General features: G+C 37.1%; 31 protein-coding genes. 18 read left to right on the top strand and 13 right to left on the bottom strand.

What is annotated here, in order from left to right; translation table 11 throughout:
- Positions 1–16: 16 nt before the first annotated feature.
- Positions 17–757 (top strand): 3-deoxy-D-manno-octulosonic acid kinase, encoded by a 741-nt coding sequence (locus RI845_RS02040; protein ID WP_348388100.1) that lies wholly within the window; start codon positions 17–19, stop codon positions 755–757.
- 9 nt (positions 758–766) lie between these two features.
- Here RI845_RS02040 and RI845_RS02045 read toward each other — a convergent pair whose 3' ends face one another.
- On the bottom strand, positions 767–1429 hold the full coding sequence (locus tag RI845_RS02045) for a TetR/AcrR family transcriptional regulator (protein ID WP_348388101.1): 663 nt from the start codon (positions 1427–1429) through the stop codon (positions 767–769).
- Positions 1430–1654: 225 nt separating this feature from the next.
- Here RI845_RS02045 and coaD point away from each other — a divergent pair, with 225 nt between their 5' ends.
- The gene (coaD, locus tag RI845_RS02050; RefSeq protein ID WP_348388102.1) at positions 1655–2128 is read left to right on the top strand and encodes a pantetheine-phosphate adenylyltransferase; all 474 of its coding nucleotides are present in this window, start codon (positions 1655–1657) and stop codon (positions 2126–2128) included.
- Between the two features lie 80 nt (positions 2129–2208).
- A complete protein-coding gene (locus RI845_RS02055; protein ID WP_348388103.1) occupies positions 2209–2625 on the top strand; it encodes a MaoC family dehydratase in 417 nt (138 codons plus the stop codon).
- Between the two features lie 10 nt (positions 2626–2635).
- On the opposite strand, the gene mutM is transcribed toward RI845_RS02055, so the two are convergent.
- On the bottom strand, positions 2636–3451 hold the full coding sequence (mutM, locus tag RI845_RS02060) for a bifunctional DNA-formamidopyrimidine glycosylase/DNA-(apurinic or apyrimidinic site) lyase (protein ID WP_348388104.1): 816 nt from the start codon (positions 3449–3451) through the stop codon (positions 2636–2638).
- A gap of 146 nt (positions 3452–3597) precedes the next feature.
- Between mutM and RI845_RS02065 the strand changes: the two genes are divergently transcribed.
- The gene (locus RI845_RS02065) at positions 3598–4119 is read left to right on the top strand and encodes a GNAT family N-acetyltransferase (protein WP_348388105.1); all 522 of its coding nucleotides are present in this window, start codon (positions 3598–3600) and stop codon (positions 4117–4119) included.
- A 66-nt stretch (positions 4120–4185) separates the two neighbouring features.
- Here RI845_RS02065 and RI845_RS02070 read toward each other — a convergent pair whose 3' ends face one another.
- The 3 genes from RI845_RS02070 to RI845_RS02080 form a co-directional block, all read right to left on the bottom strand.
- Complete coding sequence (locus RI845_RS02070; RefSeq protein ID WP_348388106.1) at positions 4186–4905, bottom strand: hypothetical protein; 720 nt, start codon at positions 4903–4905, stop codon at positions 4186–4188.
- Positions 4895–5473 (bottom strand): RNA polymerase sigma factor, encoded by a 579-nt coding sequence (locus tag RI845_RS02075; RefSeq protein WP_348388107.1) that lies wholly within the window; start codon positions 5471–5473, stop codon positions 4895–4897. The genes RI845_RS02070 and RI845_RS02075 overlap by 11 nt, the downstream gene beginning before the upstream one ends.
- 96 nt (positions 5474–5569) lie before the next feature.
- Positions 5570–6181 carry an energy transducer TonB gene (locus tag RI845_RS02080; RefSeq protein WP_348388108.1) on the bottom strand — a complete coding sequence of 204 codons (612 nt, stop codon included), beginning with the start codon at positions 6179–6181 and terminating at the stop codon, positions 5570–5572.
- A gap of 273 nt (positions 6182–6454) precedes the next feature.
- Here RI845_RS02080 and RI845_RS02085 point away from each other — a divergent pair, with 273 nt between their 5' ends.
- The 5 genes from RI845_RS02085 (at position 6455) to RI845_RS02105 (ending at position 8655) form a co-directional block, all read left to right on the top strand.
- The gene (locus tag RI845_RS02085) at positions 6455–6943 is read left to right on the top strand and encodes a hypothetical protein (protein WP_348388109.1); all 489 of its coding nucleotides are present in this window, start codon (positions 6455–6457) and stop codon (positions 6941–6943) included.
- A gap of 285 nt (positions 6944–7228) precedes the next feature.
- Positions 7229–7447 (top strand): hypothetical protein, encoded by a 219-nt coding sequence (locus RI845_RS02090; RefSeq protein WP_348388110.1) that lies wholly within the window; start codon positions 7229–7231, stop codon positions 7445–7447.
- A 36-nt stretch (positions 7448–7483) separates the two neighbouring features.
- Entirely contained in the window at positions 7484–7783 is a 300-nt protein-coding gene (locus tag RI845_RS02095; protein ID WP_348388111.1) for a hypothetical protein, read from the top strand.
- 53 nt (positions 7784–7836) lie between these two features.
- A complete protein-coding gene (locus RI845_RS02100) occupies positions 7837–8274 on the top strand; it encodes a hypothetical protein (RefSeq protein ID WP_348388112.1) in 438 nt (145 codons plus the stop codon).
- Between the two features lie 21 nt (positions 8275–8295).
- Positions 8296–8655, top strand: a complete 360-nt coding sequence (locus RI845_RS02105) for a hypothetical protein (RefSeq protein ID WP_348388113.1) — start codon at positions 8296–8298, stop codon at positions 8653–8655.
- 182 nt (positions 8656–8837) lie between these two features.
- On the opposite strand, the gene RI845_RS02110 is transcribed toward RI845_RS02105, so the two are convergent.
- Positions 8838–9290: an Lrp/AsnC family transcriptional regulator gene (locus tag RI845_RS02110; protein WP_348388114.1), complete on the bottom strand. Its 453-nt coding sequence runs from the start codon at positions 9288–9290 to the stop codon at positions 8838–8840.
- 100 nt (positions 9291–9390) lie between these two features.
- On the opposite strand from RI845_RS02110, the gene RI845_RS02115 reads away from it, so the two are divergent.
- Complete coding sequence (locus RI845_RS02115; protein WP_348388115.1) at positions 9391–9984, top strand: LysE family translocator; 594 nt, start codon at positions 9391–9393, stop codon at positions 9982–9984.
- 66 nt (positions 9985–10050) lie between these two features.
- Here the strand turns inward: RI845_RS02115 and rpmG are convergent, their stop codons facing one another.
- The 3 genes from rpmG to radC all read right to left on the bottom strand — a co-directional run bounded on the left by rpmG (position 10051) and on the right by radC (position 11391).
- Positions 10051–10206 carry a 50S ribosomal protein L33 gene (rpmG, locus tag RI845_RS02120; protein ID WP_033078277.1) on the bottom strand — a complete coding sequence of 52 codons (156 nt, stop codon included), beginning with the start codon at positions 10204–10206 and terminating at the stop codon, positions 10051–10053.
- A gap of 11 nt (positions 10207–10217) precedes the next feature.
- On the bottom strand, positions 10218–10454 hold the full coding sequence (gene rpmB / locus RI845_RS02125; RefSeq protein WP_348388116.1) for a 50S ribosomal protein L28: 237 nt from the start codon (positions 10452–10454) through the stop codon (positions 10218–10220).
- 265 nt (positions 10455–10719) lie between these two features.
- Entirely contained in the window at positions 10720–11391 is a 672-nt protein-coding gene (gene radC / locus RI845_RS02130) for a RadC family protein (protein ID WP_348388117.1), read from the bottom strand.
- A gap of 196 nt (positions 11392–11587) precedes the next feature.
- On the opposite strand from radC, the gene coaBC reads away from it, so the two are divergent.
- From coaBC to RI845_RS02155, 5 genes are all read left to right on the top strand, one after another.
- On the top strand, positions 11588–12793 hold the full coding sequence (gene coaBC / locus RI845_RS02135) for a bifunctional phosphopantothenoylcysteine decarboxylase/phosphopantothenate--cysteine ligase CoaBC (RefSeq protein ID WP_348388118.1): 1206 nt from the start codon (positions 11588–11590) through the stop codon (positions 12791–12793).
- Complete coding sequence (gene dut / locus RI845_RS02140) at positions 12786–13256, top strand: dUTP diphosphatase (RefSeq protein WP_348388119.1); 471 nt, start codon at positions 12786–12788, stop codon at positions 13254–13256. The genes coaBC and dut overlap by 8 nt, the downstream gene beginning before the upstream one ends.
- Positions 13257–13289: 33 nt before the next feature.
- On the top strand, positions 13290–13874 hold the full coding sequence (slmA, locus tag RI845_RS02145; RefSeq protein ID WP_348388120.1) for a nucleoid occlusion factor SlmA: 585 nt from the start codon (positions 13290–13292) through the stop codon (positions 13872–13874).
- 287 nt (positions 13875–14161) lie between these two features.
- Positions 14162–15622 (top strand): aminoacyl-histidine dipeptidase, encoded by a 1461-nt coding sequence (locus RI845_RS02150; RefSeq protein ID WP_348388121.1) that lies wholly within the window; start codon positions 14162–14164, stop codon positions 15620–15622.
- Positions 15623–15799: 177 nt separating this feature from the next.
- Positions 15800–16585 carry a hypothetical protein gene (locus RI845_RS02155; RefSeq protein ID WP_348388122.1) on the top strand — a complete coding sequence of 262 codons (786 nt, stop codon included), beginning with the start codon at positions 15800–15802 and terminating at the stop codon, positions 16583–16585.
- A 33-nt stretch (positions 16586–16618) separates the two neighbouring features.
- Here RI845_RS02155 and RI845_RS02160 read toward each other — a convergent pair whose 3' ends face one another.
- Positions 16619–17512: a patatin-like phospholipase family protein gene (locus RI845_RS02160; RefSeq protein WP_348388123.1), complete on the bottom strand. Its 894-nt coding sequence runs from the start codon at positions 17510–17512 to the stop codon at positions 16619–16621.
- A gap of 6 nt (positions 17513–17518) precedes the next feature.
- On the bottom strand, positions 17519–18193 hold the full coding sequence (gene yrfG, locus RI845_RS02165) for a GMP/IMP nucleotidase (RefSeq protein ID WP_348388124.1): 675 nt from the start codon (positions 18191–18193) through the stop codon (positions 17519–17521).
- 207 nt (positions 18194–18400) lie between these two features.
- On the opposite strand from yrfG, the gene nudE reads away from it, so the two are divergent.
- Genes nudE through RI845_RS02180 form a run of 3 tightly spaced genes read left to right on the top strand, consistent with a single transcriptional unit; the run spans position 18401 to position 20390 of the window.
- Entirely contained in the window at positions 18401–18964 is a 564-nt protein-coding gene (gene nudE / locus RI845_RS02170) for an ADP compounds hydrolase NudE (protein WP_348388125.1), read from the top strand.
- Positions 18961–19788, top strand: a complete 828-nt coding sequence (gene cysQ, locus RI845_RS02175; protein WP_348388126.1) for a 3'(2'),5'-bisphosphate nucleotidase CysQ — start codon at positions 18961–18963, stop codon at positions 19786–19788. Before nudE ends, cysQ begins: the two co-directional genes overlap by 4 nt.
- A 17-nt stretch (positions 19789–19805) precedes the next feature.
- On the top strand, positions 19806–20390 hold the full coding sequence (locus RI845_RS02180) for a YceI family protein (protein ID WP_348388127.1): 585 nt from the start codon (positions 19806–19808) through the stop codon (positions 20388–20390).
- Here RI845_RS02180 and RI845_RS02185 read toward each other — a convergent pair.
- Together RI845_RS02185 and RI845_RS02190 are read right to left on the bottom strand one after the other, a co-directional pair.
- Entirely contained in the window at positions 20374–20598 is a 225-nt protein-coding gene (locus RI845_RS02185; RefSeq protein ID WP_348388128.1) for a YheU family protein, read from the bottom strand. The genes RI845_RS02180 and RI845_RS02185 overlap by 17 nt on opposite strands.
- Positions 20595–21569: a hydrolase gene (locus tag RI845_RS02190; protein WP_348388129.1), complete on the bottom strand. Its 975-nt coding sequence runs from the start codon at positions 21567–21569 to the stop codon at positions 20595–20597. The genes RI845_RS02185 and RI845_RS02190 overlap by 4 nt, the downstream gene beginning before the upstream one ends.
- Positions 21570–21621: the final 52 nt, after the last annotated feature.

Consider the following 21621-nt stretch of genomic DNA (forward strand, 5'->3'; position numbering starts at 1 on the left):
ATTAAGGCCTATTATCTTGAACCTGTCGAGATTTGTAAAACAATCATCTGTTAATTTTTTTAAAGAAGGTGATTATACCTGTATTTATGAGGGTGAATTGTTACCGGATTTTTGTTTAGAAATGTTCAATGCCGACTATTGGCAACAAAAAGATGCTGTATTAGGTAAAGCTGTTGGTCGAGGAACCGCTTGGTTTATTAATCACCCTACAACGAATATGGTGCTGCGCCATTATTATCGAGGTGGCTTAATTGGTAAGTTAATCAATGACAGTTATATTTTTACTGGTGTAATGAATAGCCGTGCGGCAAAAGAGTTTGTTTTGCTCAAAGAAATGCAGCATTGGCATTTACCCGCGCCTAAACCGGTAGCATTTCAGGTGAAACGCAATGGGTTTACCTATCAAGCCGATATTCTGATTGAATTAATTCCAGGCGCAACCGACCTTGTCGGCTTGCTTTCTAAGGCTGGGCTACCTGACGATATATGGCAAAATATTGGTCGTTGTATTAAAACGTTTCATCAAAAGAATATTTATCACCATGACTTAAATGCACATAATATTATGCTAGATAGTGAAAATAAGGTTTGGTTAATCGACTTTGATCAAGGGCGGATTATGCCTAAATCGGGTAAGTGGCAACAAGAAAATTTACAGCGCTTACTACGCTCATTTAATAAGGAGCTGGGTAAGTTACCTGAGTTTCACTTTAATGAAACTCAGTGGCAACTATTGAAGCAAGGCTACGACGAATAGCTGAAGTGGTTATGCAACCTGTTGGTCTAGTGCTTCTTGTTTTAATACTTTGTATTGGTCACGTGCAGTTTCAAAGTCTTCACGGGCCTTATCGGTAACGTATGGACTTAACAATGCAAAAATCTTTAATAGACCTTCATACAAACTAGCATCATCAATTTTTGGATTATCATCTAGTTGTGTTTGCAAATAGCTTAACCAAAATGTTGTTGTGATCCTTAGCAAGCAGGTTAAATCATCTAGTTCATCATCTTTTATACTTAAGATTTCAGCATCATTTAAAGACTGCAACATGCTAGAAACTTTTTTGATGATCTCTTTTTGTATTTCGCTGTAGCGTTTTTTTAGCGCTGGGTTTTTGCTTAACAGTACCGGTAAATTACTGTAGAAAAACCTAAACTTAGAAATTAGCTGAAACACAATGTCCATATATAACAATATACTATCTAAAGGGTTTTGCGCGTCAGATAAGCCTTTAAACTGATTAATTAAATCATCTGCATATTCGCTGTAAATGGCATTTATGATGTCTTCTTTATTACGAAAATGATAATAAAGGTTACCCGGGCTAATACCTAAATGAGCAGCAATATGGTTTGTTGTTATGTTACGTTCACCATTTTCGTTAAAAAGCTCGATGCTAGCGACGATGATTTTATCTCTGGTTTTCATTTGTAATGAAACTCTTTAATTCTGATAATAACTGTTACCAACATCATACTATCAAAATAGTTCAAAATGGAACTTTTTTGAGTAATTACTTTATTTTATTTAAAGGGATATTTTCTTTATCCTTACTGCGAAGGAAATAATAAGTTTTCCAGAACACTTTGCTTTGTTCTAAAGCAGAGCTAAAATGATGAAATTATTAATAAATAAATTTAACTAAGTGACATTATGAAAAATACCGCAATTTATCCAGGCACATTTGATCCGGTTACCAATGGTCACTCTGATTTAATTGAGCGTGCTTCGCTATTGTTTGACCGAGTAATTGTTGGCGTTGCCGCCAGTCCGAGTAAAAAACCAAGATTTAATTTAGAAAAACGAGTGGCAATGTTGACTGAAATAACCGCTCATTTAGACAATGTAACGGTACAAGGGTTTAGTGGGTTATTAGTCGATTTTGCTAAACAAGCTAATGCGCAAGTATTAATACGAGGTTTGCGTGCTGTATCTGATTTTGAATACGAATTTCAGTTAGCTAACATGAATCGACGCTTGTACCCTGAACTTGAAAGTGTATTTTTAACTCCGGCAGAAGAGAATTCATTTATTTCATCTACATTGGTAAAAGAAGTGTCTTTGCATGGCGGAAACGTAAGTGAATTTGTTCACCCTGTGGTAAAATTGGCACTGGAAAACAGTTAAACCGCTTACTGTTTTTTAAGTGCTGCAATAATATTCAAATTAATTCTAACGGCCTTTTATTAAGGCAAACAGGAAATATCATGACGCAACCTTTAGTTGTTGGTGCGAAAGCATCATTAAAGAAATCATTTAGCTCAGCAGATGTAGAAAAATTTGCTGAAGTATCTTTAGACAGCAATCCAATTCATTTGGATGAAGACGCTGGAAAAGCCTCTATTTTTAAACAACGTGTTGTTCACGGGGCTTTAGTAAGCAGCTTATTTTCTGCTTTACTGGGCTGCGAACTACCGGGAGAAGGAACTATTTTTTTAGGGCAAACTGTTAAATTTTCAGCACCGGTATTTTTAAATGAAGAAATAGAAGCGGTTGTTGAAGTTGCCAGCATTCACCCGAAAAGGCCCATTGTTAAATTTACCCTGACAGCAACCAACCCAGAAGGTGCTGTGGTAATTAGTGGTGAAGCAACAGTAATGGCGCCTAAGCACTTAATTGGCTAATAAATAGAGCCTAGTTTTTCTGACATTTAGAACAAAAAACACTGGCTCGCCCGGATTGACGAATTTCTTCCAGCGTTGTTGCACAAACAACGCACTTTTCACCGCCACGGCCATACACCTGTAATGATTGTGCAAAATAACCCGGTCGACCATCGGCCTGGGTGAAGTCCTTTAACGTAGTGCCGCCTTGATTAATCGCTTTTGCCAACACTTGTTTTATTATCTCAGTAAGGTTGTCATAACGCTTTTGGCTAATTTTACCAGCGGGCGCTGTGGGTAAAATACCTGCTTGAAACAATGCTTCATTGGCATATATGTTCCCTACACCAACAACCACATGATTGTTCATAATAAATGTTTTAATTGGTACTGTCTTTTTGCGAGATTTTTTAAATAAATAGCCTTTATCAAAATCAGCAAGTAATGGCTCAGGGCCAAGCTTCGCTAAAAGAGGGTGCTCATAAACATCTTCAGTTAACCAAAGCACTGCGCCAAATCGTCTAGGATCATTAAGGCGTAATGCAACGCCTGAAGCTAGTACTAAATCAAAGTGATCGTGTTTAGCTACTACGGTATCTTTTGGAATAACTCTAATTGTGCCCGACATTCCTAGATGCAGAACTAAGGTGCCTTTAGCCGTTTTTAATAATAGATATTTTGCCCGTCGAGTAACCTCGATAATTTTTTCACCGCACATTTCCTTAATCGTTGGCGTAATTGGCCAGCGCATTTTTGCATTGCGCACCACAACATCGGCAACGGTTTGGTTTAAAACGTGAGGGCTAATGCCTTGTCGGCACACCTCGACTTCTGGTAATTCAGGCATGTAAGTAATCGATTAATTAGTGTTAAATTGAAATATTTAAGCTTTTAATATTTATAAAGCCTCAAGGTTAGACTACATATTGTTACCCAATGTATGATTGATATCAACTAGACTAGAATTTGTGTCCATTAGGGTTAGGTGATGAAATGAAATTTGTAAATTGTTGCTATGAAATACATGCAGCTGAAATTCTTGAAATATTGAATCAGGCGATTGTTTCATCTACTGCCCTATATGATTATAAACCTAGAACCATAGACTCTATGGAAAGTTGGTTTAAAGCAAAAACTATAAATGATTATCCCGTAATTGCTGTTGTAGATGATAACGAACAAATTATGGGGTTTGCTACCTATAGTACATTTCGAGCTTGGCCAGCCTTTAAATATTCAGTTGAACATTCGGTGTATATTCACCAAGATCATCAAGGTAAAGGGCTTGGTAAAGTACTACTGGAAAAAGTTATAGAAATTGCTAAAAAACAACAATACCACACCATTATTGGCGGCATAGATATTAGTAATGCTGGCAGCATAGCATTACATGAAAAGCTTGGATTTGTGCATGCAGGTACAATTAAAGAAGCCGGTTATAAATTTGGCCGTTGGCTTGATTTAGGCTTTTATCAATTAATACTAAACACCCCCGAGAATCCGGTTGATGGATGATGAATTACTGAAAGTGTTTACTATAACTTTGCGTGCTGGCTACTGAATTATTTCAACAATCCATTCTTAATTACATTGGCTTTCATTATCGTTTTCAAGCATTGCTATTACGCCCGTTGGGTTTGAATAGACATCAAAAAAACTACCTTCACGGGTTTCGTCTAACAATGGGTCTGCTAACAAGCTTTCTTCGATAAGATCCATTGCCAGTAGTTGCATATTCTCACCGCAAAACTCAATAAACCACATGTCCTTTTGTTTTATCAATTTTCCTTTACTCACCGAATTGGCATATAAACTACGTTGCTGCTTGTTTAACTTGTTATGGTTGCTTGCTAAAAATAACTCAATTTGTTGATTAAATTGATGCAACTTTTGTTGCTCATTATCTGCAGTGACCATGTAAAAAACGACTTCAGGTTTTGACGATATCTGCCTTTCAGGTAAAGCACTTTGCACCTGTGTTTTTTCTTCTGAGTGATAAATTTCAATCTCATGTGAAACTATGGTCGATGGCGTATTTATTTTAGATACCTGCTCTTGCAGTAATGCAAATAAAGGGATAATTGCGATGGCTGAAATTACCATTAAAGCAGCGGTTTTAAAAAAATTGAAACGATTATATTTCTCGCGTAGGCTAAGTTGGTTATCAGTTTCTCTATGCAATATATCGCTCAGTTTAGTATTTAACTGTTCTGAAGGCTTATGTTCAACTTTTCGTTTTTGATATAAATTTGCCAATTTCTCATCAAACGTTGAGTTGTTATCAATGTTATTATTTGACATCTAACAACTCCATATGTCGTTTAAAGTGGGCTCTTGCATAACGCAGTCTCGATTTAATTGTTTCAGTTTTATCATTACAAATAGAAGAAATGTCCTCTAAAGAGAAACCTTCTTGTTGCAAAATAAATGCTTCTTTTTGGCTAAATGGCAACTGTTCTAATAAGTAATTAAAGATTTGTTCTACCTTCTCGTTAGCCAACAACTCTTCATAATTCACTTCAATGACTTGTATATCGTCATTATTATCGTCAAATTTCCAGCGTTGTTGACGCCTTAACTCATCAATCAAGCAATTTCTGGCGATACTGAATAACCAACTTTTTACGCTAGTTTGTATGCGATAAGAATGGCGTTTCTCAATAACTTTTAGCCAAACGGTTTGCACAATATCTTCGGCTAAATATTTGTCAGACTGACTTAATAAATAGTGATAAAGGTCATCATTGAACTGCTCAATCAAGCGAGTTAAATACTTGCTGTCATAGCACTCAGTAAGCTTTAACATTACCTGCTCATTGGTTAACGTTGTATTGAGCCCGCCTTTCATAATTGATGGTAATTTTACCAATGAAGTTCCTTTATTTTTATATTTTTTAAAAGCGATTATATGAACTGTTTTTAATACCATATTATCGCTATGCAGATTTACCAACTATTTTTTTATTTAACTGTCTTCTTGCTCTATTTTAAAATCAAGTTGTACTGTTAAATTGTGCTGCTCTATCGGTTTGCCAGATACCATTCTCGCTTTATATTTCCATTTCTTAAGCGCTTGAATTGCGGCTTTATTAAATATTCTTTTAGGTTCAGATGCTAAAACTTTAATATTTTTTACGCGACCAACTTCATCAATACTAAAAGCAAGTTGTACCCAACCTTGCTTACCATCTCTCATAGCAGGTATTGGATATTTAGGGGCTACCCTCACAATAGGTCTTGCTTCATTATCTCTATGACCTGCCACATCAAAGTCATCGATAGTTTGTTTTGCAATGTTAATACCTGGAACTTCTACTTTTATCACCGAATCATTATTGTCTGCAGGATCCATTTTTGTGTTTTCAAGCTTCACTATTTTAGGTTGTGGTGGTGGGGGTAATATGTTTGTCTTAACTTGCACCTTACTATCCTTTTTCGGTTGCACAAATTCAACAATTTGCGTCTCAAACGGAACAGTTTCAGGTGTGCTTTTGTTAGTAACTAATGACGCCATAAAGGCAAACAGGCCAAAACAAACAGCCATAGACACTAATGTTATATTGATTACTTTTATCATAATATTTCCTACTTTAATGGTTTAAAAAAGTAGTGATCACCACCAGCAAATAACAAATCCGTTGTTATTATCACTGCCTTAGTAATAAAACGATTCAGTAAAGGAAAAGGGGTTAAAATAAAATAAATAATTTTAGCCGGGAATTTTGCATAGGCTAATTGATTGAAAATTCAATGATTATGGTGTTATTGTCTAAGGACAAATATTTAGGCTAAGTAGTCTGAAAGGGCGATAAGCGGAAATAGATAAAAACTAGTTGGGTTAAAGGATTAAATGAAACTATTACCAATGATGCTAATAATTATTAGCACACTGACAGGGTGTGTTGGGCTAAGTTATACTTCGTTTAAAGCTAACACATCTACTATACAAGCACCCATTGTGTCATCAAATAAAGGCTATTTACTTGAGAGTGGTAAAAGTCTGAATCCTTCTGAGTTAATAAAAAAGTGGGGAGAGCCAAACACCAAAGTTGTGAAAGGCATGTCAGAAGAATGGACATATCATTTCAAAGAATTGGATAAAGGATTTTTTGCTTTGTTTGTTGTTATACCGATTCCTGTGTTTCTGGACGATGGATTTGAGAAAATTACTTTTTTGATAGAAGGTGATGAAATAACTAAAGCCGAAGCTCGATATCAATATGAGAGCGGTGTTGGCTGTATGGCTGTTTTTCTTGTGCACGGTCTAGTCAACAGTGTATGTAATGGTGACAGGTTATTTTTAAAAAATGATATCCCTTTGGTTTTCATAAATGAGTAAAGCTGGTCAAGAACACTTTGAGCAGTATAAAAATCGTGGAAAGCTATGGGCTGTATTGATTATTCTCCTTCCTTTTTCTATTGTCGGTCTCTTTATTTTATATTTATGTTCACTAGCATTCATCTCAATAATAGAACACGGTAATTTAGTGCATGGTTCTGAAGTATTATTAATGCCCCCCTTAGCTTTAGGTTTATTGATATTTCAATATTTACTATTGAAAAGAATCTTAAAAAGGTTAAGGTCTGTTTAGAGCGAACAAGAGACAGTCAAGGAAAGATAAAATTGAGCAAAATATTATTAATTTTAAGCTTGGTACTAATGGCGTACGGTATCGTAATGTATGTGGTAGATTTCCTTCCTGTTGATATGTTTCAAAGCTCGAACGAAAACGAATATATAAAATCAGTTAGTGGCGACTCAATATCGTGGTCAGCATACAGGTTGCACGCATTGGTTGTTGGATTGTTACTTGTGGTTGTAAGTAAGTTCACCACGGACTGAAATGAGCGAGCAACGGACGTAGATAAAAGACTAAATATGGAATATTTATGTGCTAACCCAATGGAGACTATTTACTTTTCATTAGGTGTTGGATTTATTTTGATACTCATCTTTTTAAGAGTAGAAAAGGCTATAATACCAATTGCAAAACAACATCAAATGACACGGTTTGAACTCTTCATTATGTTCTCAACTTGGCAACTTAGAAAGTTTGATGTTATAGAAGCTAATATTTCTGAATTTAAAAAGTATTTTTTATTTAAAGCTCTGTGTTTGGTAGGAATCCCTTTTTTTATTAATTCAGGGTTTCTTGTCATTACTGCTTGTTATCAATGAGCCCACGGGCTGTAATGAGCGAACAGCGGACGCAATTATACTTAGGAAAATTAATGTTCGATAAAGTTATAGATACCTTCATTGCGTCAATTATGACTGTATTTTTTGTTTTAGTTTTTGTGACAATTAGCTATTTAATATTTGGGTTAACAGACTCACCAAGAGAAAGTGATCTTCGAGATCCTGCAATTTTATTTGGCGTAATAGCTGCCATCATTTCTGGCTTCGTAGTTATTGTATGGGCAATTCCGATTCATGCTATTTTAAGTCGACATAATAAAAATCATGTCGGTTGGTACATTGCCTTAGCGATGATTCCTAGTTTCGGACTAGCGGCAATATTTACCAGTTCGTCACATCCGTTGTTGGGTGTTACTGAAGCGCTATTTCATGCTGTATTTATTGGTGTCCCAGCCTCCATTGTATTTTGGTACTTTGCAGCATATGACAATGTCATAGCTGATGATCGCTCAGAGCGGTCGGCCACATAAAGCCATAAGGACGATAAGATAATGAAGTTGATGAATCGGCTTAGAATAATAATGGCTTTGTGGGGATTTACATGTCTGGTTTTTGTTGGTCTAGGCCATCTTGGCGGCATCATAACAAAAATGTCTACCCCTATGGCTTTTTCAGCTATCGAGAGTAGTTACATCAAACTTGATTCGTTATCTGAAGAACAACTGAAAGATTATGACTTTCTTAAGTCAAGGATTCTATTAAATGGCCAAGGGCAAAAGAATTCTTCAGCGAAAGCGAGAAAATACTTAACTCGCGTAGGATTGGGGAATGCTATTATTTTTTTTGTTTTAGCCATATTTCTTCCTAGCATAAAAAAGCGGCTAACTGAGCCTAAACCTGGGTCATATTAAACGCTGCTTCTCAGCATGATTGTTATTCAGTATACTAATTCTGAATGACCGCTATTGGCACTTAGCGGACCCTCAGTATCACTGAAGGAGGTTCCTCATCTCGTTCCACTCGTGGGGGATGACGGAGTATTTTTTCTACTTCCGCAATTGGCGCAATATAGTTTTTCTATTTCCTCTTCTTTTTAAGCTCTTTCGTCTTTAGGTGAATCCATAACTACATGAGTTGAAATGGTTGTGACTTGTGGTAGGGTACCAAGTACGTCGGTATGAAAGGTTTTATAGGTTTTAAGGTTTTCAGTTTCTACTCGCAAGATGTATTCGAATGTACCTGTGACGTTATGACACTCCCGTACTTCATCAGCTTTAATAATGGCTTGTTCAAAGGCTTCTTGTGAGCCTTTGGTATGCTCACCTAAACCAACCGTAACATAGGCGATGAAACCATTGCCGAGCAGTTCATTATCAAACACTGCACGATAACCTTTAATTACCCCTGTGCGCTCTAATTCTTGCACACGACGTAAGCACGCTGAAGGAGATAGACCAACTTTGTCGGCTAATTCTAAATTAGAAATTCGACCATCTATTCTTAATGCTTGCAATATCTGTTCGTTATATCTGTCTTTTTTCATCATTTATTGTGCACTTTGATGTTTGTATGTTGAAAATAGCACATTAATTTCATAATGAAAGGCGTATTATTGTTTTACAGTGAAAGATAAGGAAATTAGTGTGATGAGCTACGATACAATCCCTGCTTTGGTAATGTTTGCCTTTGCATCTTCGGTGACCCCAGGACCAAATAATTTAATGTTAATGGCTTCTGGCGCGAATTTTGGTTTTAAGCGCACAATACCACACGCATTAGGAGTAGGAATTGGCTTTACGTTAATGGTGTTTTTAGTTGGTATTGGCATTATTCAAATTTTTGACCAATTTCCGCTGAGCTACGACATCTTAAAAGTTGCCAGTGTTGGTTACTTATTATATTTAGCGTATAAAATTGCAGGTTCTAGTTCGCCGGTAGATGATGAAAAAGTAAATTCTACACCAATGACATTCATACAGGCCGCATTATTTCAGTGGGTTAACCCGAAAGCATGGACCATGGCACTTACTGCAATCAGTATATATGCGCCAACTCAAAGCCTACAAGCAGTGATATTAGTTTCGCTAATTTTTGGATTAATTAATTTACCGTCGGTGAGTAGTTGGGTAATGCTTGGTAAACAAATGCAAAGAATATTGACCAACCATAGCCGCTTAAAAGCATTTAATATAACTATGGCCTCGTTATTGGTGTTATCGCTGTACCCTGTATTAATTTAGTCTTAATAAAATTTAAGCAAAAAAAAACCTAGCTAGTAGCTAGGTTTTTTATTAGAAGATTATCAATTACTTGATTTTAGCTTCTTTGTAGATCACGTGCTTGCGAGCTTTCGGATCAAACTTTTTGATTTCCATCTTTTCTGGCATAGTCTTTTTATTCTTATCAGTAGTATAAAAATGACCAGTACCTGCAGATGAAACTAAACGGATTTTATCGCGCATGATTCAGTTCCTTAGATCTTTTCGCCACGGGCACGGATATCTGCTAATACAGAATCAATACCATTCTTATCGATAATACGCATACCTTTCGGTGTTAAACGTAATTTTACAAAACGGTTTTCACTTTCTACCCAAAAACGGTGAGTTTGTAGGTTTGGTAAAAAACGACGACGAGTAGAATTCAACGCGTGAGAACGGTTGTTACCTACCATCGGTTTCTTGCCTGTTACTTGGCAAATCTTAGACATGTGAGTCACTCCAAAAAATATTTCAGCTCGAGCTTGTTTAAATCCCAAGGCCGTCGCCACGGGATCCTGAAAAAGGTCGCAAATTATATATACGTCTTTTCAAATGATCAAGCTTTATCGGCTACAAATTAAGCTGTTGTTTGTAATGGGCGCGATTATACTGATTTTTCTGCGAGATCCCAAACTAAATTACGTTTTTATACAATTAATTTTCACTAATGGGTTAAAAAACATCCATTTTGACAATATTCAGCCAAAAACGTTGCTACATGTCTCCGCGCTCGGCTAACGAACAAGTGAGGTGGCCAGCAATTATTATGTGATCAAGCACTCTAATATCGACCAATGCTAGTGCTTTTATTAACCTTTGGGTGATTTGTTTATCGGCTAAGCTTGGTTCTGCGATACCTGAAGGGTGGTTGTGCGATAAAATGATAGCAGCAGATTTAAACTTTAAGGCACTTTCAACCACTACTCTTGGATAAACTGTTGCTGCATCTATGGTGCCAAAAAACAATTTTTTAAAACAAATAATATTGTGTTGGTTATCTAAAAATAAAATAGCGAACACTTCATGGGGTTCGTGTTTTAGTTCAGAGATTAAATAATCTTTTGTTTGGCTAGATGATGTTAAGCCTTTTCCTTTCGTTATTTTAGACGCTAAATACCTTCTCGACATTTCCAAGCAAGCTTGTAATTGCACATATTTGGCTTTGCCTAAACCATATTGCTGACAGAAACTATCACAGTCGCTGGCAAATACATTATGTAAACTACCAAAGTGCTTTAATAAGTGGCGAGACATTTCTACCACGTCATATCCTTTTACACCGGTACGCAGAAAAATAGCCAATAATTCAGCATCACTTAAACTCTGAGCACCTAAAGATAATAATTTTTCACGGGGGCGTTCTTGAATGGGCCAATCTTTTAACATAAAACTGCTTCCTTGCAATTTGCGCTGTTATAACTGAGTTGAAATAAATAAAACGATATTTACTATTTATAAATGTATGTAAATACTCACTAATAGTATTTAATCTACTATCCATTACGTGTTATCTTATCGCAATTAATAAATAGCATTACTTATATAGCTATATATAAGTAATTAATAATATTAGCAGGTGTAGATGTTTTTACAGAATAAAAATATCGTTTTAGGCGTTACCGGTGGAATAGCCGCGTACAAAAGTGCTGAGTTAGTAAGACGCTTAAAAGATCAAGGTGCCAACGTAAGAGTGGTGATTACCAATGGTGGTAAAGCATTTATAACACCATTAACACTTCAAGCTGTGTCGGGTAACCCTGTAGCTGACAGTTTACTTGATCCTGCTGCTGAAGCGGCAATGGGCCATATTGAACTGGCAAAGTGGGCGGATTTAATTTTAATTGCTCCGGCAACGGCGAATACCATCGCCAGATTAAGTGCAGGTATGGCCGATGATTTACTTGCTACTATTTGTTTAGCTACAGCAGCACCTATTGCGGTAGCACCAGCGATGAATCAACAAATGTGGCACGCTGTTGCGACTCAAGAAAACATGGCGGTTATCAAACGTCGTGGCATTCATGTTTGGGGGCCAGGCGCAGGCGAGCAAGCTTGCGGTGATGTGGGCTATGGCCGTATGATCGAGCCTGATGATATTGTTGAATATTGCGTTAAACACTTTAACTCGAATCAATCTTTAGCAGGTCAGCATTGGGTAATCACTGCAGGTCCTACAAGAGAAGCAATTGACCCTGTGCGTTATATCTCGAATCATTCATCGGGAAAAATGGGCTTTTCAATCGCCAGTGCCGCTCAAAGCTTTGGCGCAACTGTTACACTAATTGCCGGTCCGGTAAATTTATCTACGCCATCTAACTGTAACCGTATTGACGTGCAAAGCGCAGAAGATATGCACCAAGCAGCTATAGACCAAGCCGCAAGTGCTGATGTGTTTATTGCCTGTGCAGCGGTTGCCGATTATAAAGTAGCGCAAGTAAGTGAACATAAAATAAAGAAAACCAGCACCAATGATGCAATGAGTATTGCGCTGGTTAAGAATCCAGACATTGTTGCCAGTGTGGCGGCTTTGGCAAAGAAACCGTTTACCGTAGGGTTTGCTGCTGAAACACAAGATGTTGAACAGTATGCTAAAGGTAAGCTGGTTCGTAAAAATTTAGACATGATTGCAGCAAATGATGTGGCTAAACAAGGACAAGGTTTTAACAGTGACGATAATGCCTTAAAAGTGTATTGGCACAGCGGCAACAAAGATTTACCACTAACGGATAAAAAACAACTTGCTGAGCAATTAGTAGTTTTAATCAATGACAGGATGCAAAATGATTAACGACCTTGATAAGAAGCCGATAAAGCTAAAAATTTTGGACCATCGAATTGGTAATGAGTTTCCATTACCAGATTATGCCACGTTAGGATCAGCGGGCATTGACTTGTGCGCCTGTATGGGAACAGAGTTGGTAGTAGAGCCCGGTGAAACGCAATTAATTCCAACCGGAATTTCGGTGTTTATTGAAGACCCAAAATTGTGCGCCACTATATTGCCACGTTCAGGTTTGGGCCATAAACACGGTATAGTCTTAGGTAACTTAGTTGGTTTAATTGATTCTGATTATCAAGGGCCATTAATGGTATCTTGTTGGAATAGAAGTCAAAAAAGCTATACGATCACTCCGGGCGATAGAATTGCCCAATTAGTATTTTTGCCGGTTGTACAAGCTGAATTTGAAATAGTAAATAGTTTTGAGTCCACTAGACGGGGTCTTGGCGGCTTTGGTCATACCGGTAATTAATAGTAGAAACTTTAAGTAAAGAAAAATAAAAATATGTCAGATAATAAAAAACCAAATCGTAAACAACAAATTTTAGAATGTCTTGCTCATATGTTAGAGACAAGCCCAGGACAGCGGATCACAACAGCAAAATTAGCCGGTGAAGTTGGCTTTTCAGAAGCGGCGTTGTACCGTCATTTCCCTTCTAAAGCACGTATGTTTGAAGGCTTGATAGAATATATTGAAGAATCTTTATTTTCTCGTATCAATTTAATTCTTGCCGATCAAAAAGAAACTATGGTGCGTTGTCATCATATTACCCACGTTATCTTGGTATTTGCTGAGCGCAACCCTGGCATGAGCCGTATATTAGCGGGTGATGCATTGGTTGGTGAAAATGAACGATTACGAGTTCGAGTGCATCAGTTATTTGAAAAACTTGAAACACAGTTTAAGCAAATTTTACGTGAGCGTAAGCTACGCGAAGGTAAAGGCTTGCCAATTAATGAACTTGCTTTAGCGAATATTATTCTTGCCTTCTGTGAAGGTAAAATTAGCCAATATGTTCGTTCTGGCTTTGAGAAAAAGCCAAGTGATAGCTTTGCCGAACAATGGCAATTTTTAATGTCAGGTTGCTAGATATACCAATCCGTATAATGATCTACTCATTGAGTAACTCATATAAACAACATATGAGTTACCCTTCGGGAATGTAGATAAAGCTTGATAACTTCCTGAAATTTCAAAAAAGATATGAATAACTATCTATTTAAAATTTCAGTTGTTCTAAAACTTTATATATCATTCTCATTTGATCAAATCATTACGCGAACTGGTATTAAAAACCTACACTCAACTATACTAATACCAAGCACTAATGGCTGGCTATGAACACATAGTCAGTCACTTTTATTTAAGAGAAACACATGTCTGATTTAAGCCAATTATCCCCAAGCAGTTTATGGCAAATTTTTGCCAACATTTGTAGCATTCCACATCCGTCAAAACATGAGCAAAAAATATCGCTTTGGATCCAACAATGGGCCAAAGAACATAACTTAAGCGTAAAAGAAGACGCGGTTGGTAATCTATTTATTAAAAAGAGTGCCACACAAGGCATGGAAAACCGAAAAGGCGTTATATTACAAGCACACATGGATATGGTGCCACAAAAAAATAGTGATACTAAGCATGATTTTTTAACTGATCCTATTCGTCCTTACATTGATGGGGAATGGGTAACTGCTCAAGGTACAACACTAGGCGCAGATAACGGCATTGGCTTATCTTCTGCTATGGCAGTACTTGCCAGTGATGATATAGCTCATGGTCCTTTAGAGCTTCTGGTTACTATTGATGAAGAAGCAGGAATGAGCGGCGCATTTGGATTAGAAGCTGGTTGGTTAGACGGTGAAATTTTAATTAATACCGACTCCGAACAAGAAGGTGAGGTATACATGGGCTGTGCCGGCGGTGTAGATGCCAGTGCAACTTTTACCCTTGAAAACGAAGCAGTGCCGGCTGGGTTTGAATCATTTAACTTGTCTATTTCTGGGTTAAAAGGTGGTCATTCAGGTGTTGATATTCATACCGGGCGTGCTAATGCCAATAAACTGTTGGTACGCTTTTTATTACAAGCCAGCAGAGAGTTTGGTATTCAGTTAACTGAACTGAATGGTGGCAGTTTACGTAATGCCATTCCACGCGAAGCTAATGCCAGCTTTGTGGTTGCTAGTGAAAATGTTGAAACATTAAAAACTGCCTTTGGTCTTTACCTATCTACTATTAGAGCAAATTTGCATGTTGTTGAACCTGATATTTCTATGTTGCTTATTCAACCTGAAACATTTGATCAAATGTGGACTAAAGCTTGTCAAAACAAAATCTTATTAGCACTAAATGGTTGTGTTAATGGTGTTGTTAGAATGAGTGATGATATTGAGGGGGTTGTTGAAACCTCGTTAAACTTAGGCGTATTACGTTGTAAAGGTCCTAAATTTGTTGCCTTGTGTTTAATTCGTAGTCTTCATGATGATGGCCGCATGGAAACCGAAGAAATGGTTGAGTCAGTATTTACCTTAGCGGGAGCTAAAGTAGAGTTTTCTGGCGCATACCCTGGCTGGAAACCAAGTACCAATTCAGAAATTATGAATATTGTTCGTGATACTTATCAACAGAACTTTAATAAAGTACCTGAAATTATGGTGATTCATGCTGGTTTAGAATGTGGCTTATTTAAAACTGAATACCCACATTTAGATATGGTATCTATTGGCCCTACTATTAAATTTCCACATTCGCCTGATGAGAAAGTAGAAATTGCAACTGTTGCAGAATACTGGAAATTATTAATGGCAGTGTTAGCGAACATCCCAACTCGTAACTAACATCATATATCGGACTAGGGAGCTTCCCTAGTTCGAACCTCACTCTTTACGCTTATTTATATGCTAGCAGCTTAATTATGCTTTAAACGTATATAGGTAATCGGTCTATGTAATTATCTCTAGCAATATTTAGCTTGTAAAATCTAACCTTATTAATAATGTTACTAAGGTTTATTGATGGCTAATATATTTCGACCTTCTATCGCTACATCATTACTTCTGCTCAGTACTACCAGTTTTGCAGAGACAGACACTGACGAAGATGTACAGGACATGTCCGATCCAACCGCTGTTTATACACAAGGTGGTGTCGGTGTTACCAACAAAGGCTTAAATTTTAAATATGGTGAATCATATGATACTGGTGATCCAACAAAAATGGGCATGAATGTACTGGAAATAATGGGTGTTGCCGGTGAAACCCTTGGTTGGGATAACAATCATGCAAAAGATAACTCAATTGACTCATTTCGTTTTCGCAACTTTGAACTAAACACCGTTAATGGTCGTGGTACGCAAATCGATATGACCTACAATGTCGATTCTGAAACAGGCTCAGCAGGCTATAACTTAATGCAGGCATTGCCTAAAATGGGCATGTTCCAGTTTTTCCCTCTTGCGGGAGCTGGTGTGGCGTTTGGTAATAATGTGATAGAAGATGATGGAACAACTGATAGTGGTTATTCAGTGATGGGAACTTACGCAACTATTGGTATGTATTCAAAAATCACAATAACCGATAAAATTTGGTTAAACTATAATCCGTTTTATTCTAAGACATTATCAGGCTCAGATAATTATAAAGACTCTGGTATGGAAGGGAATGACGCAGTTTTAACTCATGAGTTCGCAGCGTCTTATCAAATGACTCCTCGAATGAATATCCGTTATTTTGCAAACTGGTCAGAGAATGTTGATATAAGTGATGGTAATCACCGCGTAGAAGTTAATTACCAGTTTTAACATAACATTGCCCTAATTATTTAGGGCATTACTTTATGTTGAGTGTAAAGACATAGCTTGTTCAGCTCTTTCGTATCCCAATGCTATCATTTCATTCGCTTTACTAAACTCCATAGTACCACAAGCATTTCTAGGTATTTCGATTAATACATTAGGTGGTGATGCAGCTAAACGATGTCTTGCTATTTGACTTTGCATCGCATCAATAGCGTGGTTGGCAACATCATATGCATCCCAGTTATGACGCTCCCTAGGTTTGTTTTTGGTGAGGCTGGCAACAAAGCGATGAATTTTCTTTTTAAATGGTGAGGCGCTTATTTCGCGCATCATTTTTACGTTACCAGGTTTGCCTTTCGGATATTCCGTAGCGCCACCTAAATTAACGGCTATGGTTAAGTCGGTATCATCGACAAAGGTTGGTGCAATCGGCACTGGGTTTAATATACCACCGTCAATAACTCGTTTACCTTTATAGGTATAAGGAGTAAAAATCATAGGAATGGATATAGATGCTCTTATGGCGGTAAATAAATCGCCTTTATTTATCCAAATTTCTTTTTCTTTATCAATATCTGTGGTTATCGCGGTAAAGTTTATTGGTAAATCTTCGATGTTTTGTTGGCCAACAAGTTTTTCTAATGAGTTTATGATCTTGTCGCCTTTGATAAAGCCACCTTTATCCCATGAAATATCCATGAGTACCATTAGGTCGAACTTAGATATTGCGCGTACCCACTTTTCATAAACGTCTAACTGACCTGCAGCATATATACCGCCAACCAATGCGCCAATTGAACTACCTGAAATGGATTCAATTTTATAATTGTGTTCTTCTAGCCAACGAATTACACCTATATGGGTTAAGCCTTTAGCGCCGCCGCTGCCAAGAACTAATGATACGGTCTTCTGTTTGTGTTTTTTAATCATGCAAGCTCAGCTCTGGAAAGGGTTTTTAATATCGTTTAATAAAACACTGTAGTCGGTAATTGCCGGATATTCAGTTATTTCTCTATTCGCTTGTTTACTGTCTGGGTTAGCGACAGCCAGTAAATGTTTTATGCCAAAATTTTTGGCTGAATCAAGAATATTAATACTGTCATCGACAAATAAGGTGTTTTCATTGTCAAAGCCAATATGTTGCTGTAATCGCTGCCATAATAATTGCGATTCCTTTGTTACCCCAAATTGATGGCAAGAGATAAGCTGATCAAAATACTCATGCAATTGTGTGCGTTCAATTTTTAACGATAAACTGTCGGGATGTGCGTTAGTAACCAGTATTACTTCACGGCCTGAATTTTTTAATGCCACTAAAAAGTCATGGGCATCGTCTCTAAGTTTGATTAAATGCTGTACTTCTCTTTTTAGCTCAGTGATTGGCATCTGAATTTGTTCGGCCCAATAGTCTAAACAATACCAAGATATTGTGCCTTCAACTTGTTCATAACGCGACTTTAGATAAACATGTGCTTGCTCTAAGCTAATTTGTGCATGGTTTGCGTATCTTTTGGGAAGATGTTCCATCCAAAAATGATTATCAAAATGTAAATCAAGTAAGGTACCATCCATGTCAAGCAACACGGTATGAATTTTTGACCAATCAAACATGGATTTATTCCTGTAAAACAACGGATTAATTGCGTATATTAATGACAATATAATAAAGCAGTAAACATATGTAGTTATGGTAGGCATTATTTGCTGCTTGTTAAAGTACTATTTTCAAAAATTATCTGCATATTGTCTTTCAGATGTTGATGAAAAAAGTATGACCCGATTACTCTAAATTCCCAATTCTGTTGTAGGTAAATAAACGTGGATAAATCAACTAAACTTAAATTACCAGAGATACTTGCTTCTAAAGAAGTCGCAAAAAGTCGACTGGTTACAGTTGAACAAATTGAATTAAAGTTTAGTAATAATGAACTGCGAACTTATGAGAAAATAAAAGGCGCAGGTAGAGGCGCTGTTTTAATTGTACCTTTGCTGAACGAAGACACTATTATTTTAATTAGAGAGTATTGTGCTGGCACTCATTCATATCAATTAGGTTTTCCAAAAGGCCTAATTGATGCTGGTGAGGAGCCTTCTGAAGCAGCGAATAGAGAGTTACAAGAAGAAATTAAAATGGCGGCAACAGAGCTAACATTTGTTCATAAAGTTAGTTTAGCTCCGGCGTTTTTTAATGCCACTATGGAAATATTTATGGCTAGTGGACTCTATGAAAGTGCGCTTGAAGGTGACGAACCTGAACCACTACAAATTGTGCACTGGAAACTCAGTGATTATAAAAATTTACTCGCACAACCTGATTTTACTGAAGCTCGCAGTATTTCAGCGTTAATGTTAGTGAAAGACTTACTTAAGGGAAACAAATGACAATAAGCCAAAGCTTATTAGATATTGCTATTGCCAGTGCCAAAAAAGCAGGTGTTGAGGTGATGCGATTTTACCAAGAAGGTAATTTTGAACAATTCACTAAAGATGATGAGTCGCCTGTAACAAGTGCCGACTTGGCCGCTAATAAAATATTGGAAGACGAATTATCGCGGTTAACACCGGATATACCAATCATCTCAGAAGAAAGCACTTATTTACCCTTAGCTGAAAGAGAGCATTGGACACGATATTGGTTATTAGATCCTATCGACGGTACTGGAGAGTTTATTGCAGGTAGTGGTGACTTTGCGGTGAATGTTGCCTTGGTTGAAAATGGCTGGCCTAAAATTGGCGTAATACATGCGCCTGCTCATCAGGTTACCTATTTTGCCGAAACAGGCAAAGGCGCATTTAAACAAGACACGCATAGTACTAAGCAAATAAACGTTGCAGACTATGATGGCAAACGTGCGATAAATGTTGGTGTTAGCCGTAGACAAAAGCTTGCTGTAATGGCGCAATATTTGAATGATGATTATGCATATAACCACATTCCGTTAGGTAGTTGTTCATTAAAAAGTTGCCAGATAGCTGAAGGAATAACCGATTGTTATTTGAGAATAGGGCCAACAGGTGAGTGGGATACCGGTGCCAGCCAATGTATTTTAGAAGAAGCCGGCGGTACAATCTTAGACAGCGAATTAAATGCTCTTAGCTATAACAAGCGAGAAAGTCTAATGAATCCTGACTTTAACGGTATTGGCAATCAGCAAATTAATTGGCAAGATATCATCAAACCACACCGATGCGAACGCGATTATTAATTCAATAAGAGACAATTATGAAAACATTTATTAGCCTAATTTCAGTTTTAACCATGTTCATCAGTTTACCTACGTTTGCTATTTGGCAGTTAGATAATAAACAATCGATTGTTAGTTTTGTCAGTATTAAAAAAGCTGATATTGCCGAAGCGCATCACTTTGATGTACTTGAAGGAATGATCAAAACTAATGGTGAAGCTAAGGTTACAATTGCACTGGCAAGTGTTGATAGCGCGATTGAAATTAGAGATACGCGTTTAAAGGAAATGCTGTTCAAAACTGATCTGTTTCCAAGCGCGGTTATGACCGCCAATATAAGCAATAAATTTATAGATGAATTAGCGGTAGGTGAAAGTTCAGAGTTAATGCTGCAAGGGCGTCTAGAGCTAAATGGTAATAAAAAAAGTGTACAAGTTCCAACTTGGGTAACCAAAGTCAGTGAAACAAAGTTAATGGTCGTTAGCATAAAAGCCGTGATCATTAACGCTAAAGATTTTGGTTTAGAAGAAGGGGTACAACAGTTACAAAAAGTTGCTTCACTACCAAGCATTAGTAATGCTGTACCGGTGAGTTTTGTATTAACGTTTACTCGTGAGAAGTAAATTGCTCAAACGGTAATATATTTACCGTTTCATGAAGCTCAGAATACACTAAAACGATTTGTTTACTGCTTAACTGAGCTTTTATTTGCTGTTTTTTGTCATCCATTGAACATTCAGACTCACCGTAATCAGTGCCTTCTCGTAATATATAGTCTTCAATAATTGCATTTAATGCTTCTTTACTAATTTGTTCAATATCGATAATCATTCACTAAATTTCTCTTCAATAAAGTCTAATACTCTATGCTCAAGCCAGTATTGTGGTTTGAAGGGGTTATTGCCACTAATAAAGCCAACATGGCCACCGTGATCACTAACTTCAAAATCAATTAGACCATTTTCTGGAATTTCATCCAAATATTTATGGCAAAGAAATGGGTCGTCCATGGCATGAATAACTAAAGTTGGTTTAGTTATTTTATCAAGTCGATACAGGCCACTGGCCTTTTCATAATAATCTTCAGCACTTTCAAAACCGTTGATTGGCGCCGTGACTTTATGATCAAAGTCGTAAAGTGTTTTAATTTTATCTAATTCAGCAAGTTCAATATGGGAAATAAGCTTAAGGCTTATTTTTTCAGTAGTACTGTCTTTCAACATATCGACCAGATATTTTTGGTACACCTTCGAAAATCCTTGGTCTATTTGTGAACTACAGCTTGCCAAGTGTAGTGGGGCGCAAATAACTGCTGCACAACGAAATGGATTATTAGGATCTTCGGCTAAATAATTAGCCAATACATTACCACCCAGTGAAAAGCCTAATATGGCTAATGGCCTGTTCGCAAATCGCTCTTTTAAATACTCTGTACAATAATGGATGTCCCAAGTGTCACCACTATGATATGACGGACCTTGACGGTTAGGGCGTCCGCTGCAGCCTCGAAAGTGCATTAATAATCCGATCCAGCCTTTGTCTTTTATTGCTTCCATCATGCCTTTTGCATAATGGCTGTTAATAGAACCTTCTAGACCATGAAGCACATAAACAATTGGCTTTAAAGGGTGCAAATTTGGATCTTCAGTCCAGGCAAGATCAACAAAATCACCATCGGGTAATTCAACAGTTTCGTTGATTACTTCGATGGTTTGATTACGGCGTAAAATTTTGGCAGCCATGGTTTGTAAGTGTCGATTACTTAACCACCAAGCAGGTTTGAATGAACTGTTTTTTAACATTTGACTCTCTATATTTTCTAGAAAAATTATAACTAAAAAAGAGTAGAGAACA

The organism is Thalassotalea nanhaiensis (genome assembly GCF_031583575.1).
GTDB lineage: Bacteria > Pseudomonadota > Gammaproteobacteria > Enterobacterales > Alteromonadaceae > Thalassotalea_A > Thalassotalea_A nanhaiensis.

Excerpts from the sequence above, each read along its gene's own strand:
- dut (WP_348388119.1), top strand. The coding sequence starts at position 12,786 with ATGATTAACGACCTTGATAAGAAGCCGATAAAGCTAAAAATTTTGGAC.
- RI845_RS02155 (WP_348388122.1), top strand. The coding sequence starts at position 15,800 with ATGGCTAATATATTTCGACCTTCTATCGCTACATCATTACTTCTGCTC.
- RI845_RS02185 (WP_348388128.1), bottom strand. The coding sequence starts at position 20,598 with ATGATTATCGATATTGAACAAATTAGTAAAGAAGCATTAAATGCAATT.
- slmA (WP_348388120.1), top strand. The coding sequence starts at position 13,290 with ATGTCAGATAATAAAAAACCAAATCGTAAACAACAAATTTTAGAATGT.
- RI845_RS02095 (WP_348388111.1), top strand. The coding sequence starts at position 7,484 with ATGGAATATTTATGTGCTAACCCAATGGAGACTATTTACTTTTCATTA.
- RI845_RS02115 (WP_348388115.1), top strand. The coding sequence starts at position 9,391 with ATGAGCTACGATACAATCCCTGCTTTGGTAATGTTTGCCTTTGCATCT.
- RI845_RS02080 (WP_348388108.1), bottom strand. The coding sequence starts at position 6,181 with ATGATAAAAGTAATCAATATAACATTAGTGTCTATGGCTGTTTGTTTT.
- RI845_RS02105 (WP_348388113.1), top strand. The coding sequence starts at position 8,296 with ATGAAGTTGATGAATCGGCTTAGAATAATAATGGCTTTGTGGGGATTT.
- mutM (WP_348388104.1), bottom strand. The coding sequence starts at position 3,451 with ATGCCTGAATTACCAGAAGTCGAGGTGTGCCGACAAGGCATTAGCCCT.
- RI845_RS02070 (WP_348388106.1), bottom strand. The coding sequence starts at position 4,905 with ATGTCAAATAATAACATTGATAACAACTCAACGTTTGATGAGAAATTG.
- RI845_RS02100 (WP_348388112.1), top strand. The coding sequence starts at position 7,837 with ATGTTCGATAAAGTTATAGATACCTTCATTGCGTCAATTATGACTGTA.
- RI845_RS02190 (WP_348388129.1), bottom strand. The coding sequence starts at position 21,569 with ATGTTAAAAAACAGTTCATTCAAACCTGCTTGGTGGTTAAGTAATCGA.
- rpmG (WP_033078277.1), bottom strand. The coding sequence starts at position 10,206 with ATGCGCGATAAAATCCGTTTAGTTTCATCTGCAGGTACTGGTCATTTT.
- RI845_RS02110 (WP_348388114.1), bottom strand. The coding sequence starts at position 9,290 with ATGATGAAAAAAGACAGATATAACGAACAGATATTGCAAGCATTAAGA.
- yrfG (WP_348388124.1), bottom strand. The coding sequence starts at position 18,193 with ATGTTTGATTGGTCAAAAATTCATACCGTGTTGCTTGACATGGATGGT.
- RI845_RS02065 (WP_348388105.1), top strand. The coding sequence starts at position 3,598 with ATGAAATTTGTAAATTGTTGCTATGAAATACATGCAGCTGAAATTCTT.
- cysQ (WP_348388126.1), top strand. The coding sequence starts at position 18,961 with ATGACAATAAGCCAAAGCTTATTAGATATTGCTATTGCCAGTGCCAAA.
- RI845_RS02160 (WP_348388123.1), bottom strand. The coding sequence starts at position 17,512 with ATGATTAAAAAACACAAACAGAAGACCGTATCATTAGTTCTTGGCAGC.
- RI845_RS02150 (WP_348388121.1), top strand. The coding sequence starts at position 14,162 with ATGTCTGATTTAAGCCAATTATCCCCAAGCAGTTTATGGCAAATTTTT.
- coaBC (WP_348388118.1), top strand. The coding sequence starts at position 11,588 with ATGTTTTTACAGAATAAAAATATCGTTTTAGGCGTTACCGGTGGAATA.
- RI845_RS02055 (WP_348388103.1), top strand. The coding sequence starts at position 2,209 with ATGACGCAACCTTTAGTTGTTGGTGCGAAAGCATCATTAAAGAAATCA.
- RI845_RS02085 (WP_348388109.1), top strand. The coding sequence starts at position 6,455 with ATGAAACTATTACCAATGATGCTAATAATTATTAGCACACTGACAGGG.
- radC (WP_348388117.1), bottom strand. The coding sequence starts at position 11,391 with ATGTTAAAAGATTGGCCCATTCAAGAACGCCCCCGTGAAAAATTATTA.
- coaD (WP_348388102.1), top strand. The coding sequence starts at position 1,655 with ATGAAAAATACCGCAATTTATCCAGGCACATTTGATCCGGTTACCAAT.
- RI845_RS02045 (WP_348388101.1), bottom strand. The coding sequence starts at position 1,429 with ATGAAAACCAGAGATAAAATCATCGTCGCTAGCATCGAGCTTTTTAAC.
- RI845_RS02180 (WP_348388127.1), top strand. The coding sequence starts at position 19,806 with ATGAAAACATTTATTAGCCTAATTTCAGTTTTAACCATGTTCATCAGT.
- rpmB (WP_348388116.1), bottom strand. The coding sequence starts at position 10,454 with ATGTCTAAGATTTGCCAAGTAACAGGCAAGAAACCGATGGTAGGTAAC.